General features: G+C 74.8%; 16 protein-coding genes. 10 read left to right on the top strand and 6 right to left on the bottom strand.

Annotated features, from left to right (window positions below; translation table 11 throughout):
* Window positions 1–89 precede the first annotated feature (89 nt).
* Both FJK98_RS20715 and FJK98_RS20710 read left to right on the top strand, forming a co-directional pair.
* Window positions 90–656: a hypothetical protein gene (locus FJK98_RS20715; RefSeq protein WP_145920508.1), complete on the top strand. Its 567-nt coding sequence runs from the start codon at window positions 90–92 to the stop codon at window positions 654–656.
* Window positions 649–3354 carry a M48 family metalloprotease gene (locus FJK98_RS20710; RefSeq protein ID WP_145920507.1) on the top strand — a complete coding sequence of 902 codons (2706 nt, stop codon included), beginning with the start codon at window positions 649–651 and terminating at the stop codon, window positions 3352–3354. Before FJK98_RS20715 ends, FJK98_RS20710 begins: the two co-directional genes overlap by 8 nt.
* Window positions 3355–3397: 43 nt before the next feature.
* On the opposite strand, the gene FJK98_RS20705 is transcribed toward FJK98_RS20710, so the two are convergent.
* On the bottom strand, window positions 3398–4192 hold the full coding sequence (locus tag FJK98_RS20705) for a class I SAM-dependent methyltransferase (protein WP_145920506.1): 795 nt from the start codon (window positions 4190–4192) through the stop codon (window positions 3398–3400).
* 151 nt (window positions 4193–4343) lie between these two features.
* Here FJK98_RS20705 and FJK98_RS20700 point away from each other — a divergent pair, with 151 nt between their 5' ends.
* From FJK98_RS20700 to FJK98_RS20685, 4 genes are read left to right on the top strand one after another with little or no spacing between them, the layout of a single operon-like run.
* Window positions 4344–5387: an aromatic ring-hydroxylating dioxygenase subunit alpha gene (locus FJK98_RS20700; protein WP_145920505.1), complete on the top strand. Its 1044-nt coding sequence runs from the start codon at window positions 4344–4346 to the stop codon at window positions 5385–5387.
* The gene (locus FJK98_RS20695; protein ID WP_145920504.1) at window positions 5384–5593 is read left to right on the top strand and encodes a hypothetical protein; all 210 of its coding nucleotides are present in this window, start codon (window positions 5384–5386) and stop codon (window positions 5591–5593) included. The genes FJK98_RS20700 and FJK98_RS20695 overlap by 4 nt, the downstream gene beginning before the upstream one ends.
* Entirely contained in the window at window positions 5590–6528 is a 939-nt protein-coding gene (locus FJK98_RS20690; protein ID WP_145920503.1) for a PDR/VanB family oxidoreductase, read from the top strand. The genes FJK98_RS20695 and FJK98_RS20690 overlap by 4 nt, the downstream gene beginning before the upstream one ends.
* Window positions 6529–6558: 30 nt before the next feature.
* Window positions 6559–7311 (top strand): IclR family transcriptional regulator, encoded by a 753-nt coding sequence (locus FJK98_RS20685; RefSeq protein WP_145920502.1) that lies wholly within the window; start codon window positions 6559–6561, stop codon window positions 7309–7311.
* Between the two features lie 9 nt (window positions 7312–7320).
* On the opposite strand, the gene FJK98_RS20680 is transcribed toward FJK98_RS20685, so the two are convergent.
* Entirely contained in the window at window positions 7321–7785 is a 465-nt protein-coding gene (locus tag FJK98_RS20680; RefSeq protein WP_145920501.1) for a MarR family winged helix-turn-helix transcriptional regulator, read from the bottom strand.
* An 82-nt stretch (window positions 7786–7867) separates the two neighbouring features.
* On the opposite strand from FJK98_RS20680, the gene FJK98_RS20675 reads away from it, so the two are divergent.
* The 4 genes from FJK98_RS20675 to FJK98_RS20660 all read left to right on the top strand — a co-directional run bounded on the left by FJK98_RS20675 (window position 7868) and on the right by FJK98_RS20660 (window position 11791).
* Window positions 7868–8794, top strand: coding sequence for an SDR family NAD(P)-dependent oxidoreductase (locus FJK98_RS20675; protein WP_145920500.1), 927 nt, complete (start codon window positions 7868–7870; stop codon window positions 8792–8794).
* A 63-nt stretch (window positions 8795–8857) separates the two neighbouring features.
* On the top strand, window positions 8858–9760 hold the full coding sequence (locus FJK98_RS20670) for an amidohydrolase family protein (protein WP_145920499.1): 903 nt from the start codon (window positions 8858–8860) through the stop codon (window positions 9758–9760).
* Window positions 9757–10209 (top strand): MaoC family dehydratase, encoded by a 453-nt coding sequence (locus FJK98_RS20665; protein ID WP_145920498.1) that lies wholly within the window; start codon window positions 9757–9759, stop codon window positions 10207–10209. The genes FJK98_RS20670 and FJK98_RS20665 overlap by 4 nt, the downstream gene beginning before the upstream one ends.
* Before the next feature lie 55 nt (window positions 10210–10264).
* Window positions 10265–11791 carry a long-chain fatty acid--CoA ligase gene (locus FJK98_RS20660; RefSeq protein WP_145920497.1) on the top strand — a complete coding sequence of 509 codons (1527 nt, stop codon included), beginning with the start codon at window positions 10265–10267 and terminating at the stop codon, window positions 11789–11791.
* Here the strand turns inward: FJK98_RS20660 and FJK98_RS20655 are convergent.
* From FJK98_RS20655 to FJK98_RS20640, 4 genes are read right to left on the bottom strand one after another with little or no spacing between them, the layout of a single operon-like run.
* Window positions 11754–12608 (bottom strand): PaaX family transcriptional regulator C-terminal domain-containing protein, encoded by an 855-nt coding sequence (locus FJK98_RS20655; RefSeq protein WP_145920496.1) that lies wholly within the window; start codon window positions 12606–12608, stop codon window positions 11754–11756. The genes FJK98_RS20660 and FJK98_RS20655 overlap by 38 nt on opposite strands.
* Before the next feature lie 30 nt (window positions 12609–12638).
* Window positions 12639–13451, bottom strand: a complete 813-nt coding sequence (locus FJK98_RS20650; RefSeq protein ID WP_194822844.1) for an ABC transporter ATP-binding protein — start codon at window positions 13449–13451, stop codon at window positions 12639–12641.
* A complete protein-coding gene (locus FJK98_RS20645; protein WP_240762205.1) occupies window positions 13444–14265 on the bottom strand; it encodes an ABC transporter permease in 822 nt (273 codons plus the stop codon). Before FJK98_RS20645 ends, FJK98_RS20650 begins: the two co-directional genes overlap by 8 nt.
* Window positions 14262–15056, bottom strand: a complete 795-nt coding sequence (locus tag FJK98_RS20640) for an ABC transporter permease (RefSeq protein ID WP_240762203.1) — start codon at window positions 15054–15056, stop codon at window positions 14262–14264. The genes FJK98_RS20645 and FJK98_RS20640 overlap by 4 nt, the downstream gene beginning before the upstream one ends.
* Window positions 15057–15083: the final 27 nt, after the last annotated feature.

Raw genomic sequence — 15083 nt, 5'->3', positions numbered from 1 at the left:
GGGGTGGACTGTCCGGTTGCCGACCGCGACCGGCGGCCGGCCCGCGTACGGTGACCGCGCAGACCGCGTCGAGCACCGTCGGAGGCCCGATGACCCGCAGCACGTCGCCGCCGACCGGCCGGGACACGACCGTCGACGACCTGGTCCGGTCGGCCGTGCGGGCGGTCGCCCCCGACGAGGAGCCGCTGCTGGCCCTCCTCACCCCCGAGTACCACCGCCGCCCCGGCCACTGGCGGCGTGACCCGGCCGGGCTGACCCGGGTCGGCGGCGGCGAGGCCGGCGGCGGCGGCTTCGAGACGGTGGTCGAACCGCTCCTGCCGTACCTGCTGGTGCTCACCGGGATCGCGCTGGAGGCGCTGCGCGATGGCGTCCGCGACCAGGCCGCCGAGGCGGTCCGCGGCGGCCTGCGCGGCCTCGGTCGGCGGTGGCGTGGCCGCCGCGACCGGGCACTGCCCGCGCCACCGCCCGTGGTGCGGCTGCGGCCGGGACAGCTGCTGCGGATCGAGGAGGCGGTCACCGCCGCCGCCCGCGACCCCCGCTGGGCGCTCACCGAGGACCAGGTCGCCCTGCTGCGCGACGCTGTACGCGACGCGTTCGCCCGGCGGTTCGGCACCACCGGCGACGACGCCCCCGGAACCGATGTCGACGGTGGCTGAGGGCACCCGCACGCCCACCGCCCCGGCCGCCGCGCCGACGCCCGCGCTGCCCTCGACGACGCTCGGCCGGTTCGTGGCCGCGGTCACCGCGGTCGTCGGCACGAGCATGTTCGGCTGGTCGACGGTCCTCGTCGACGGCGACGCGACCCGGGCCCGCGCGCAGTGCGTGAGCGACGTGCTGCGGGCCCGGCCGTTCCCGGTCGACGTCCGGACCGGCGCGGTCGACGAGACGGGCCTGGCCGCCATCCGACGCTGCACCGCCGGCCTCGGAGCGGACGTGGTCCGCCAGATGCTCGTGGGGCTCGCCGTGCTCGCGGCGGTGACCGCGCTGGCCTATCTCGTCGCACCCTGGTGCGAGTGCCGGCTGCGCGGCCTGCGCCGTCTCGACCGCGTCCCCGGCACCGAGGCGCTGCGGGCCGACCTGGCCGAGCTGGTCCGCCAGGCCGGGCTGCGCCGGCCGCCGACGTTCGTGGTGTCCCGGTCCGCGCGGATCAGCGGCAACACCTTCGGCGCCGGCCCGTGGCGGTACGTCCGGCTGGACCTGGGCCTGGTGCACACCCACCGGGTGGCGCCCGGGGTGTTCCGCGCCGTCGTCCTGCACGAACTGGCCCACGTCCGCAACGCCGACATCCACCTCACCCGGCTGACCATCGCCCAGGCGTGGGCGTTCCCCCTCGGGGTGCTCGTCCCCGTCACGGTCACCTACCTGCGCTCCGGCGCCGGCCGGCACCTGCTCGCCGACTCCTGGCGGCTCGCCGCGTTCGCGCTGATCGTGCAGGTGTCGGCATGGTCGGTGCTGCGGGCCCGGGAGTTCACCGCCGACGCCCGGCTCACCGCCGCCGACGCCGCGACCGTCCGGTCGTTGCTCGCCGCCGACCACCGGCGGACCGGGCGGTGGGCCCGCCTCGGCGCGGTGTTCCGGTTCCACCCCCTGGCCCGGGCCCGCGCCGACACCCTCGACGATCCGGGCCGCCGGTTCACCGCCCGCCCGGTCGAGGCGCTCGGGGCCGGCCTCGCCGCCGGTATCGCCGCACCGTCGCTGCGGGACCTGACGACCAGCCTGCCCGCCGTCCTGCCGGGCACCGACCCGGTCACCGGCAGTGCCTTCGTCACCGGCATCCTGCTCGGGGTGCCGCTCGCCCTGGTCGTCACCGGGGCGCTGTGGCGCGCCGCCTGGTGGGCCCGGCACACCGGCAGCCGGGCCACCTCCGGCGTGGTGTTCGGCGCGGCGCTGGCCTGCGGCCTGCTCGTCGGCCGTCGCCTGGCCTGGCGGGTGGCGTACGCCGACGACCTGCGGGCCTGGTGGGTCGAGGCGCTGCTCGCCGTGCTGTGGATCGCCGGTGGCGCGCTGCTGGGCCGGTGGGTGGCCGACGGCGCGCGGGCCCACCTGCGGTGGCTCGTCCCGTCGGCGGTGCGCCGGACCCGGTGGGCGTGGGCCGGCGCGACCCTGGCCACGTCGGTGCTCACCGCCGGGTACGTGGCGATGCTGCTGATCCTCGACGCCGGGGCCGTCGACGACGGGTGGAGCATGCTGCGCCTGGTCGCCGCCCGCGAGGGCGTCGGGGCGGCGACCCCGCTGACCCTGCTGGACATGATCGCCTTCTACCTGCGGATCACCGCCGCCTCGGCCCCGTACCTGATCGTGTTGCTGCTGCTCGCGGCGCTGTTTCCGGTCCTGGCCGGCCGGGGCGCCACCCGGCGGGCGCTGCGGCTGGGCGTGACCGCCGGGGTGGTCGGCGCGCTGGTGCTGCCGCTGGTGCCCCTCGGCGTCGGCGCGGCGGTGCGTGACCCCGGGCTGGCGACGGCCACCGCGGCGACCCTGGTCACCAGCCACACCCTGTTGCCGGTCACGTTCGTCGAGCTGGGCGTCGCCGTGGCGGCGGTCGCCACCCGGCGGCTGTCGCTGCCGCACGGCCTGCTGGCCGCCCTCACGGCGGGGGCGCTGCTGACGCCGGCCGTGCTGGTCGCCGACGTGCTGCTGTCGTGTGTGGCCGGTGCGCCCGGCTGCGCCCTTGCCGTCGATCCCGACACCGCCGTTCGGGTCCTCACCCACGCCCTGGTCGTCGCACCGGTGGTGGCGGCGCTCGGTGCCGCCGTCGGGTCCGCCGTGACGGCCGGGCTCGCGGTGGCGGGCCGGCGTCGCTGGTGGTCGACGGCCGTGGTGGCGCTGCTTCTGGTGACCGGCGGGGCGGTCGTGGCCACCGGCCGCCGGCCACCGCCGGCCCGGGAGCACGACCCCTGCCTGGTGGGGGTGTGGCGGCTCGCGGCCGGCCGGACCCACCTGCCCGTCGCGGCCGATTCGCCGCTGGGCAGGATGGCCGGCCTCACCGCCGACACCGCCGTCGAGTTGTCCACCGGGGCGGCGGGCGGCCACGCCACCGCCTACCGGGTGGACGGCACCGCGACCGACCTGTACGACCTGTTCGTCGCCGAGGGGACCCTCAACGGGCACACCGTCCGCAGCGTGCAGCGCGGCACCGTCACCTACCGGTGGTCGGCCGGGGCCGGCCGGTACGCCCAACGTGACCAGGTCGCCGCCAGCGACCGGGTGCTGCGGGTCGACGACCGGGAACTGCCGCTGACCGGGCCGCCGGAGGACTTCGGCGGAACCTACCGCTGCACCGCCGACCGGCTCGTGATCAGGACGGATGCCGACGGTTCACGCAGCGAACAGACCTTCGTCCGCAGCCCGCTCTGACGGGCCGGCGGGACCCGTGCCGCGTCCGGCGGGCCCGACAGTGTCAGGCCGGGCCGGGATGGTCCGGGGCGCGACCGCTGACCTGTACGAAGGGGAAGCCGTTGACTACCACCCGGGGGTCGTCGAGGGCGGCCGTCGTCGCGGTGAGGTCGACGTCGGTCAGCCCGTGGGTCAGCAGGGCGGCCCGTAGCTGCGGGATGCCGGCCCGCAGCAGCCGGCAGCCCGGCCCGCCGCCACGCCAGCGCCCTGCTGTGGTGCCCGACCGCACCTCGGTCAGCCCCGCGTCGGCGAAGACGGCGGGGGCCCGCTGTGCCCACCCCGGGTCGAGGCCCCGGGCGGTGAGCGTCGCCACGTGCGCGGCCAGGTAGCGGATCAGCAGGTCGGCGGTGGCCGTGTCGGGCGCGTCGGCGACGAAGTCGACGGGCGGGTGGGCGAACTCGCCGATGAGCAGCGCGCCACCGGGCCGCAGCGCGGCGACCATCCGCCGCAGGGCCTCCTCCCGTCGGGGCAGGTGCCCGAGGACCAGCCGGGCGTGCACCAGGTCGAAGGTGCCCGGTGGCTGGTCGGTGACGATGTCCTCGCGGCGTACGACGAGGCGGGGCCGGGCCGGGATGTGCTGCGGGGCGATGTCCGTGGCGACCACCTCGGCGGCCCGTCCGGCCAGCCAGAGCGCGATGCTGCCGGCCCCGGCGGCCACCTCCAGGCAGCGCCGGCCGGTCAGCTCGCCGAGCCCGGTGAGCGCGGCCCGGGTCGGTTCGTCCAACAGGTCCGCCAGCGCGTCGTGGTGGGCGGTGGCCTGGTCGCTGGCGTTGTCGAAGGCGTAGCCCCGGGCGTCCACCCGACCATCGTGCCGTACGACGCGTAGCTACGGTGCCCCGGCCGACGTCCTCCACGTTCCTTCCACTCAACGGAAGGCATGCTCCCCGGCTGCGGCCCCGGACGCGATGATTCGTCTCCATCGATGGTCAGCCCGCTAGGAGGTCGTGCGGATGGAGTTCGCCCGGGACCAGTGGTACGTGGCGGCCCACGGCGTCGAGGTCGGGCGGGACCTGCTCGCCCGTACCGTGCTCGGTGAACCGCTGGTGCTGTACCGCACCGGGGCGGGGGAGGCGGTGGCGCTCGCCGACCGGTGCGTGCACCGGCGCTACCCGCTGTCGCAGAGCCGGCTCGACGGGGACACCGTCGTCTGCGGCTACCACGGCTTCACCTACGACCCGACCGGCACCTGCGTCTTCGTCCCCGGGCAACAGCGGATTCCGCGCACCGCGCGGGTCGCGGCGTACCCGGTGGTCGAGCAGGACTCCTTCGTCTGGGTGTGGATCGGCGACCGGGAACGGGCCGACCCGGCCACGATCCCCCGCGCGCCGTGGCTGGCCGACCCCCGGTACGCGGTGGTCCGTGGCATGGCCCCGCTGGACGCCCGCTACGGCCTGCTGGTGGACAACCTGATGGACCTGTCCCACGAGACCTACCTGCACGGCGGCTACATCGGCACCCCCGAGGTGGCGGACACCCCGATCACCACCGAGGTGGACGAGGACCGGGGCGTGGTGCACGTCAGCCGGCACATGGACGACGCCGAGTGCCCGCCGTTCTACGCCCGCTCGACCGGCATCCAGGGTCGGATCACCCGCTGGCAGGACATCGAGTACCACCCGCCGTGCCTCTACCTGCTGCACAGCCGGATCGCCCCGCAGGGCGTCTACCCGCCCGCGCAGGGGGAGGACAGCGCCGCCTTCCACGCCGAGATCGTCTACGCCATCACCCCGTCGACCGCGCACAGCACGTACGACTTCTGGGCGGTGGCCCGGGACTTCGCGGTCGACGACGAGTCGGTCAGCGCGTACCTGCACCAGAGCAACCACACGGTGGTGATGCAGGACGTCGCGGCGCTGAACATCCTGGAGCGGGTGATCGCGGCCGAACCGCAGCGGTACCAGGAGCTGAGCATCAACATCGACACCGGTGGGCTGGCCGCCCGGCGGCTGCTGGCCCGGCTGGTCGGGTCGGGGACGGCGGGAGCGCCCCGGTGACGCCCGGGGCCGGCGGGGGCCGGGTCTACCGGGTCCACTGGGTGCCGGGCACCGACACCCTGCGGGGCACCTGCCACTGCGGCGCGCAGCGGCTCGCCGAGGAACCGGTCGAGTTGTGGCAGTGGCTGCTCGGCCACCCGCAGGGCCACCGCGCCCGGGCGGTGCCGCCGACCGCCCCGACCGGTCGGCGGGCGGTGCCGGCGTGACCGGAACGGACCTCGTCGTGGTCGCCCGCCAGCAGGTGACCGTCGAGGTCGTCGAGTTCGGCCTGGCCCGCGCGGACGGCGGACCGCTGCCCGGCTGGGCTCCGGGCGCGCACGTCGACCTGGAACTGGGCCCCGGTCTGCTGCGGCAGTACTCACTCTGCGGTGACCCCGCCGACCGGACCGTCCTGCGGATCGCGGTGCAGCGGGAGGCGGCGGGGCGCGGCGGCTCCCGGGCGGCCCACGAGCGGCTCACCGTCGGCGGAACCGTCCGGATGCACGGCCTGCGTAACACGTTCCCGCTGGTCGCGGCCCACCGGTACCTCTTCGTCGCCGGTGGCGTCGGGATCACCCCGATCGTCCCGATGGTCGCCGCCGCCGACGCCGCGGGCGCGGACTGGCGACTGGCGTACGGCGGGCGGACCCGATCCGCGATGGCGTACGCCACCGCGCTGCGCGACCGGTACGGCGACCGGGTCGGCCTGTACCCGCAGGACGAGACCGGTCTGCTCGACCTGGCCGGGCTGCTGGCCGGGGCCGGCGACGGGCTGGTCTACTGCTGCGGCCCGGAGTCGCTGGTGCGGGCGGTGGAGGAGCACTGCCGGGACCGGCCGCCGGGCCGGCTGCACGTCGAGCGGTTCGCCCCCAGGGAGGAAATGGCCGGCCCGGAGACGGCGATCGAGGTGGAACTCGCGTTGTCCGGGCGGACGGTGACCGTGCCGCCGGGGGTGCCGATCCTGCGGGCGGTGGAGGAGGCCGGGGTGCCGGTCCTGTCGTCCTGCCGGGAGGGCACCTGCGGCACCTGCGAGACGCCGGTGCTGGCCGGGGTGCCGGAGCACCGCGACAGCCTGCTGTCCGCGCAGGACCGCGCCGCCGGGGACACCATGCTGATCTGTGTCTCGCGGGCCCGTACCCCCCGGCTCGTCCTGGAACTGTGACCGGCCGGCGCGGGCGGGGAGGATGGTGGGATGCGCGGGCAGCCGGGCCGGACGGTGACCAGCCGGGTGCTGGCGCTGCTCGACGCGTTCACCCCGGCCAGTCCGGCCCTGACGCTCAGCGAGCTGGCCCGCCGGGCCGGGCTGCCGCTGTCCACCGTGCACCGCCGGGTGGCGGAGCTGCTCGCCTGGGGCGCGTTGGAGCGGGGCGACGACGGGCGGTACCGGATCGGCCTGCGGCTGTGGGAGGTGGGTTCGCTCGCGCCCCGGGGCCTGGGGTTGCGCGAGGTGGCCCTGCCGGTGATGGAGGACCTGTACGAGGTGACGCACGAGAACGTGCAGCTGGCCGTCCGGCAGGGGCTCGAACTGGTCTTCATCGAACGGATCGCCGGCCGGCGGGCGGTGCCGGTGCTCACCCGGGTGGGTGGCCGGTTCGCGCTGCACGCCACCGGGGTCGGGCTGGTGCTGCTCGCCCACGCCCCGGCCGAGGTGCAGGAACGGGTGCTGGCCGCGCCGCTGGAGCGGTACACCGCGCTGACCGTCACCGATCCGGGGCGGCTGCGTCGCTGCCTGGCCGAGGTGCGCCGGGCCGGGTACGCGGTCAGCGACCGGCAGGTCACCATGGACGCCCTGTCGGTGGCCGCGCCGGTGCGGGCCCCGGAGGGGGTGGTGGCGGCGCTGTCGCTGGTGGTCGCCCACGACCGGGCGGACCCGGTGGCGTTGGCCCCGCTGGTGCAGGCGGCGGGCCGGGTGCTGTCCCGGGCGTTGGGCAGCACGCCCGGGTGAACCGGGGGTTCAGTCGGGGAAGGCCAGCAGCCGCAGCAGCCGGGCCAGGCGGGCCTGGTCCTGCGCCGGCACGACGGACAGCGAGTCGATTCCCACGGCGCGGACGGCGTCGCGGGCGCGGGCGAACAGGTCCCGGCCGGCGTCGGTGGCGACGAGGACGTTGGCCCGCCGGTCGGCGGGGTCGGCGTGCCGCTCGACGAGGTGCCGCTGTTCCAGCCCGTCGACGAGGGCGACGACCTGGCTCGGGTCGAGCCGCAGGAACTCGGCGAGTTCCCGTTGGGTCGGGCGGACGTCGTCGGCGGCCAGGGCGAGCACGGAGTAGGAGCGGGCCTTCAGGCCGTGGGTGGCCAGGGCGGCGTTCGCCGCGGCGAGGGCGAGTGCGTTGGCGCGGGCCAGCAGGAAGCTCAGGTCACCGGCGAGCGCGCTGTCCCGCAGCCGGTCGCTGCCGGTCGACCGGGTCCGTTCGGCGGGCATGGCGACGATGGTAGCAAGGTTCCTGAATAATTGACATTCTCAACGGTTCGTGCTCAGATCGCATCGACGAAAGGGAGTGCCCATGTCACTGGACGGCAAAGTCGCCATCGTCACCGGCTCCGGGCGCGGCCTCGGCCTGGCCTACGCCCAGGAGTTGGCGCGGCGGGGCGCCCACGTCGTGGTCAACGACATCGACGCCGACGCCACGGCCGAGGCGGTGGCCACGATCGAGGCGTCCGGCGGCCGGGCCGTCGGGGTGACCGCGCCGGTGGGCCCGACCGAGACCGCCGAGGAACTGGTCGGCACCGCCCTCGCCGCGTTCGGCCGGCTCGACGCCCTGGTCACCAACGCCGGCGTCCTGCGCGACACCGTGCTGTGGAAGATGAGCGACGACGACTTCGACACCGTCGTCACCGTGCACCTGCGCGGCACCTTCACCACCGTCCGCGAGGCGGTGCGGCACATGCGGCAGGCCGGCGGGGGCGGCCGGATCATCTGCATCGGCTCACCCACCGGGCAGCGGGGCACCTTCGGCCAGACCAACTACGCGGCGGCCAAGGCGGGCATCGTCGGCATGGTCCGCACCTGGGCGCTGGAACTCAAGCGGGCCGGCATCACCGCCAACACCGTCGTCCCGGTCGCCGCGACCGCGATGACCGCCACCGTCCCCTACTTCGCCGCGGCCGTACGCGCCGAGGCCGACGGTGAGCCGATGCCCGCGTTCTTCCGGCACGACCTCGGCTTCGGCACCGTCGCCGACGTGGCCGGCCTGGTCGCCTTCCTCGCCTCCGACGCGGCGGCCCAGGTCACCGGGCAGGTGATCGGGGTCGGCGGCGACCGCCTGCAGATCTGGACCCACCCGGAGGCGGCGCTGACCGCCTACCGCGAGGGCGGCTGGACCTACGACGCGCTGGTCGAGGCCTGGCCGACGACGTTCGACGGGGCCGCGCAGAGCGTCGGCGAACGCTTCCCCGAGCTGCCCGCCCGGTTCCAGCCGGCGAACCCCTGACCCGGCCGACCGACGAGACCGCCCGACCCGCCGGACCGGACCCGCCCGACGGAGGCCGCCCCCATGTACCAGCCCGCGATCGACCTCGACGCCGTCACCGCGATCGACATGCACGTGCACATCGAGGTCGACGACCACGGCCACGCCTCGCTGCCCGAACCGCTGGTGGCCGCCGTGTCGAAGTACTTCCGCACCGACGGGCCCCGGCCCGCCGTCGACGCGGTGGCCCGGTACTACCGCGAGCGGAGGATGGCCGCCGTCGTCTTCACCGTCGACGCGGGCACCCAGCTGCGGCACCCGCCGCTGTCCAGCGCCGAGATCGCCCGCGCCGCCGCCGAACACGCCGACGTGCTCATCCCCTTCGGGTCGGTCGACCCGCGCACCGGCGCGGCGGCCCTCGACCTCGCCGCCCGGCTGATCGAGCAGGAGGGGGTACGCGGCTTCAAGTTCCACCCCACCGTGCAGGGCTTCGACCCCGGCCACGAGGCGTACGCCCCGCTGTGGGCCCTGATCGAGCGCGCCGGCCTCCCGGCGATCTTCCACACCGGACAGACCGGCATCGGCGCGGGCCTGCCCGGCGGGTACGGCCTGCGGCTCGGACTGTCCAACCCGATGCTGCTCGACCCGGTCGCCGCCGACTTCCCCGACCTGCAGATCGTCATGGCCCACCCGTCGGTGCCCTGGCAGGACGAGGCGCTGTCGGTGGCCACCCACAAACCCAACACCTGGATCGACCTGTCCGGCTGGAGCCCGAAGTACTTCCCGGCCGCGCTGGTCCGTCACGCCAACTCGGTGCTGAAACACCGGGTGCTGTTCGGCACCGACTACCCGCTGCTGACCCCCGACCGGTGGCTGCGCGACGTGGCGGCCACCGACCTGAGGCCGGAGGTGCTCCCGGGCATCCTCAAGGACAACGCGGCCCGGCTGCTGGGCCTCGCCCCGCACCGACGAGAGGAGTCGCCATGACGACGACCATCACCTACGACCAGCTCGCCGATCTCGCCGGCACCGACCTGGGGCACACCGGCTACCGGACGGTCACCCAGGACCAGGTGAACCTGTTCGCCGACGCCACCGACGACCACCAGTGGATCCACGTCGACCCGCAGCGGGCCACGGCCGGCCCGTTCGGTGCGCCGATCGCCCACGGCTTCCTCACCCTGTCGCTGGCCGTGCCGTTCTGGACCGAGCTGCTGGAGGTCAAGGGCGTGACCACCAAGGTGAACTACGGCCTCGACCGGGTGCGCTTCCCCGCACCGGTCGTGGTCGGCGCGCGGGTACGGATGCGGGCCACCGTCGTCGAGGTGGCCGAGGTGCGGGGCGGCTACCAGCTCACCGTCGACCAGACCATCGAGATCGAGGGCGGCACCAAGCCGGCGGTCGTCGCCCGCGGGTTGTACCGCTTCCACGCCTGAGACCCCGGGCGTCCGGCCAGGTGATCATCCCACCTCCACCACCAGGAGACTGCTGATGCACCAGCACGGAATCGGCGCCTGGGTGGCCCGGCGCCGGCTCAGGTCCCCGGACAAGGTCGCTCTCGTGCACGGCGCGGGCGCGACCGTCACCTACGCGCAGTTCGCCGACGCCGTGGACCGGGTCGCGGCGGTGCTGCGGGAGCACGGCGTCGACGCCGGAGACACCGTCGCCTACCTGGGTGAGAACAGCCCGGAGTTCCTTCAGGTGATGTTCGGGACGGTGCGGCTCGGTGCCGTGTTCGTGCCGGTCAACACCCGGCTCGCACCCCCCGAGATCGGCCATGTGCTGACCGACTGCGCGGCCCGGGTGCTGATCCACGACCCGGACTTCGCGGTGCCGGTGGCCGCCGCGCTGCCGACCGCCCGGCCCCCACGGGTCCTGGTCACCGGCGGGGGCACCCCGGACCGGCCGGGCCTGGCGACGCTGACCCGCGACGCCGACCCGGGACGGGCCGGGCACGCCGACCCCGGCCCCACCGACCCGGCGGCGATCGTCTACACCTCGGGCACCACCGGCCGGGCCAAGGGCGCGGTGCTCACCCACGGCAACCTGACCTGGGTGGCGCTCAACTGCGTGGTCGACTACGACGTCGTCTCCACCGACGTGGCGCTGATGATCTCGCCGCTGTTCCACGTCGCCTCGCTGGGGATGGGTGCCCTGCCCGTCATCCTCAAGGGGGCCACGATGGTCATCGAGCGGGGTTTCGAACCGGGCCGGGCGCTCGCGCAGATCGCCCGGCACCGGGTCACCATGCTCAGCGGGGTGCCGACCACCTACCAACTGCTGGCCGACCACCCCGACTGGGCCGCGACCGACCTGTCCACGCTGACGAAGCTCACCTGCGGCGGGTCCGCCGTGCCGACCCGCATCCTCGACGCGTACGAGGCGCGCGGCCTGTCGTTCTCCCAGGGGTACGGGATGACCGAGGCGTCGCCGGGCGCGACCGCGCTGCCGCCGGCGATGACCCGGGCCAAGCAGGGCAGCGTCGGCCTGCCGCACTTCTTCACCGACGTCCGGGTCACCGACCCGGGCGGGGCGGTGCTGCCCGCCGGTGCGGTCGGTCAGATCGAGGTGGCCGGGCCCAACGTCTTCCCCGGCTACCACGGCCTGCCGGAGGCGACCGCCGAGGCGTTCACCCCCGACGGCTGGTTCCGCTCCGGCGACCTGGGCCGCCTCGACGACGACGGCTACCTCTACGTCTCCGGCCGCCTCAAAGACATGATCATCTCGGGTGGCGAGAACATCTACCCGGCCGAACTCGAACTGCTGCTCGGCGAGATCGACGGGGTGGTGTCGGCGGCCGTGATCGGGGTGCCGGACGACCGCTGGGGGGAGGTGCCGTGGGCCGTGCTGACCGTCCGGGCGGGGGCGTCGGTGGACACCGGCACCGTCCGGGCCCACCTCGACGGCCGGGTCGCCCGCTACAAGCTGCCGAAGAACGTGGTCATCGTGGACGAGTTGCCGCGGACCGCGTCGGGGAAGGTCAGGAAGGCCGAGCTGCGGGCGCGGTTCGCCGGCTGACCGAGGGCCGGTGGGTGACCAGGGCGGCGAACTCCGCCGTGGACGCCTCGGCCAGCGCCCGGTGCGCCCGACGGTAGGTCTGCGCCGACCGGGAGGCCGGCCACTGCGCGTCCATGAACTCGGCCGGCAGCCTCGGGTCGGCCCGCAGCAGCGCCAGCCAGTCCGCCACCAGCATCGTGCGCAGGGTCAACGCGCCCGTCGTCGCCGTGGTCGCGGCCGGGTCGGCCCACCGGTCGATGAACGCCAGGTGCTCGCGCCGGATCGCCTCGATGTCCCAGGCGGCGCGCACGCTGTCGCCGATCGGGAAGCCGGCGAGTTCGCGGGCGTGGAAGGCGACCACGGGGTGCGGGGCGAGATCCTGGCGCAGCGGCTCCAACGACCCGGCGAGGTCGACCTCGCCCGGGGCCAGCCACAGCCCGTCGCGGATCGGCGCGAAGCCCTCCCAGGTGAGGGTGGAGCGCAGCCGGTGCCGCAGCGTCCGCTGCTCCTCCGGGATCGAGAAGGTGACAAGCGTCCAACCGCTGCCCTGCGGGTCGAACGGCCGGGGCCCGCGCACCCGGTACGTCGCCTCGCGCAGCACCGCCGCCCCGTGCTCGGTCAGCGAGAACAGCGTCTCCCGGCCGCTGCGGCCCCTCGCCAGGATGCCGCTGCGCACCAGCCGGTCGAGGGTGGCCCGGGTCGCCGGCGCGGCGACGCCGGCCCCCTCCAGCACGGTGATCAGGACACTGGCCCGGATCGGCCCGGTGTCGCCGTCGACGACGTGCTCGCCGAAGAAGGCGAGCACCAGTTGCTTCGGCTGCCGCCTAGCCACAGTCATCCCCTCCGACACCTCCGTCGCCCGGCACGCTCACGGCGCGGGTCGCGGGGCCACATTCTGCCCGCGTTTGGCCCGCTGGATCTCGCCGTAGACGTGCGTGCGCAGCTCGGTGAACCGGGGCAGGGCGCGGGTGGTGATCTGGTCCCGCTCGGCCGGCAGGTCGATCACCAGATCCTCCCGTACCCGGGTCGGCGCGTGGGACAGCACCAGCACCCGCTGTCCGAGGTAGACCGACTCGTCGATGTCGTGGGTGACGAACAGCACCGAGATCCCGCGTCGGGCGTGCAGCTCCCGCACCAGGTCCTCCAGGTCGGCCCGGGTCTGCGCGTCCACCGCCGCGAACGGCTCGTCCATGATCAGGACTTCCGGCTGGTACGCGACGGCCCGCGCGATCGCCACCCGCTGCTGCATCCCGCCGGAGAGCTGCCACGGGTGGCTGCGGGCGGCGTGCGCCAGACCCACCGCGTCGAGCGCGTCGGCGACCAGGGTGTGCCGCTGCGCGCGGGAGAGCCGCTTGTGCCGCAGCGGCAGCTCGACGTTGCCGCGTACGGTCAGCCACGGGTAGAGGCTGCGGCCGTACTCCTGGAACACCACGGCCATGGCGGGGCTGGGGCCGGTCACCGGAGCGCCGTGCATCTCGACGGTGCCGCCGGTCGGGCGCAGCAGTCCGGCGAGGCACTTCAGCAGGGTGGTCTTGCCGCACCCGGACGGCCCGACGATGCAGACGAGTTCGCCGGCGTCCATCGTGAAGCTGAGGTCCCCGATCGCCTCGACGTCGCCGGTGCGGGCCTGGTAGACCTTGTTCAGCTGCGTCACCCGCAGCAGGGTGCCCCGGTCAGACACGGTTGACCTCCCTGATTCCGTGGTACCAGCGCAGCACGCGCCGTTCGACGACCCCGAAGACGACGGCGAGCAGCACGCCGACCCCGCCGAGCAGCAGGATGCCGCTCCACATCTCGGCGATGAGGTAGTTGCGTTGGAAGTAGGCGATCCGGTAGCCCAGCCCGGCCGACGAGGCGAACATCTCGGAGATGACCATCAGGATGAGCGCGACCGAGAGGGCCTGCCGGACCCCGGCCATGATCCGGGGGCTGGCGGCGGGAAGCACCAGGAACCACAGCCGTTCCCACCGGGTGATCCGGAACGACAGCGCGGTCTGCGTCAGCACGCTGTCGGTGCCCCGGACCCCCTCGACCGTGTTGAGCAGGATCGGCCAGACCGCGCCGGAGACGATCACCACGACCTTCATGGTGTCGGTGATGCCGAGCAGGAGCATCGCCACCGGGATCAGCACCGGCGGCGGGACGGCCCGGAGGAACTCCAGCAGCGGTTCGAGCAGCTCGCGCAGCCACGGGGTGAGGCCGATGACGGTGCCGGCGGCGACGCCGAGCACGATCGACGCGGCGACCCCGAGGCCGAGGCGGTAGAGGCTCGGCAGCACGTCCTGGACGAACGCCGGCCCGATCCAGGTGTCGACGAAGGCGTCGGCGATCGTCACCGGGTCGGGGAAGAACCGGTTCGTCGCCCTGGTCGCCACCAGGCCCCAGAGCACCAGCAGCAGCATCGGCAGCCCGAGCGCGTGCAGCAGGCCCGCCACCGCCCGCGTGCCGGCCCGGCGGCGCGGCGCGGCGACGATCCGGCCCGGGTACGCGGTCACCGTGCCCGCTCCCCACGGACGGACTCGTGCCAGGACAGCGTCCGCCGTTCGACGAACCGGAAGACGAGGTTCACCGCCAGCCCGAGCAGGCCGGTGACCACGACGAGGGCGTACAGGCCGACGGCGTCGCCGCCGGAGCGGGACAGCTCGATCATGCGGCCGAGGCCGGGGTTGCCGATCACCATCTCGGCGGTGACGGCCAGGATGAGCGCCACCGCCGCCGCCAGCCGCAGGCCCGTCATCAGGTACGGCAGGGTGGTCGGCAGGACGAGGTGCGTCCACTGCTCGCGGCGGCGCAGACCGAAGCTGCGGGCGGTGTCCCGGGCGACCGCGTCGACGTCGGCGACCCCGTAGATCACCTGCACGAACACCTGCCAGAACGACGCGTAGACGATGATGACCAGGGCGGCCTGCCGCTGGATGCCGAACATCAGCACGGCGAGCGGGATGAGCGCGACCGACGGGATGGGGCGCAGGAACTCGACCATCGTGTGGGTCGTGCGGCGCAGGAACGGCACCAGGCCGACGACGGTGCCGAGGGCGACGGCGGCGAGCGTCGCCACGGTCAGCCCGATCGCCCAGGAGGTCATGGTGCTGCCCAACCGCCGCCAGAACGCCAGGTCGACGAGCTGTTCGGCGAGCCGCGCCAGCACGTCCGTCACGTACGGCAGGTACTGCGGGTCGATCAGGCCCAGCGCGGGGATCGCCTGCCAGCCGACGAGGAAGCCGGCGAGGCCGGTGACGCCCAGCAGCGCCCTGCGCAACGCGGGTGGCCGTCGGGTGGTGGGCACGGGCGGGTCACCTCCGAAGGTGGCGTG

The organism is Micromonospora sp. HM134 (assembly GCF_007833915.1).
In the GTDB taxonomy this organism is placed as follows: domain Bacteria; phylum Actinomycetota; class Actinomycetes; order Mycobacteriales; family Micromonosporaceae; genus Micromonospora; species Micromonospora wenchangensis.
Note: the sequence above shows the minus strand (reverse complement) of the source record. Positions and strands in the feature narration are given on the sequence as shown.

Excerpts from the sequence above, each read along its gene's own strand:
- FJK98_RS20715 (WP_145920508.1), top strand. The coding sequence starts at position 90 with ATGACCCGCAGCACGTCGCCGCCGACCGGCCGGGACACGACCGTCGAC.
- FJK98_RS20700 (WP_145920505.1), top strand. The coding sequence starts at position 4,344 with ATGGAGTTCGCCCGGGACCAGTGGTACGTGGCGGCCCACGGCGTCGAG.
- FJK98_RS20685 (WP_145920502.1), top strand. The coding sequence starts at position 6,559 with ATGCGCGGGCAGCCGGGCCGGACGGTGACCAGCCGGGTGCTGGCGCTG.
- FJK98_RS20680 (WP_145920501.1), bottom strand. The coding sequence starts at position 7,785 with ATGCCCGCCGAACGGACCCGGTCGACCGGCAGCGACCGGCTGCGGGAC.
- FJK98_RS20675 (WP_145920500.1), top strand. The coding sequence starts at position 7,868 with ATGTCACTGGACGGCAAAGTCGCCATCGTCACCGGCTCCGGGCGCGGC.
- FJK98_RS20670 (WP_145920499.1), top strand. The coding sequence starts at position 8,858 with ATGTACCAGCCCGCGATCGACCTCGACGCCGTCACCGCGATCGACATG.
- FJK98_RS20665 (WP_145920498.1), top strand. The coding sequence starts at position 9,757 with ATGACGACGACCATCACCTACGACCAGCTCGCCGATCTCGCCGGCACC.
- FJK98_RS20660 (WP_145920497.1), top strand. The coding sequence starts at position 10,265 with ATGCACCAGCACGGAATCGGCGCCTGGGTGGCCCGGCGCCGGCTCAGG.
- FJK98_RS20655 (WP_145920496.1), bottom strand. The coding sequence starts at position 12,608 with ATGACTGTGGCTAGGCGGCAGCCGAAGCAACTGGTGCTCGCCTTCTTC.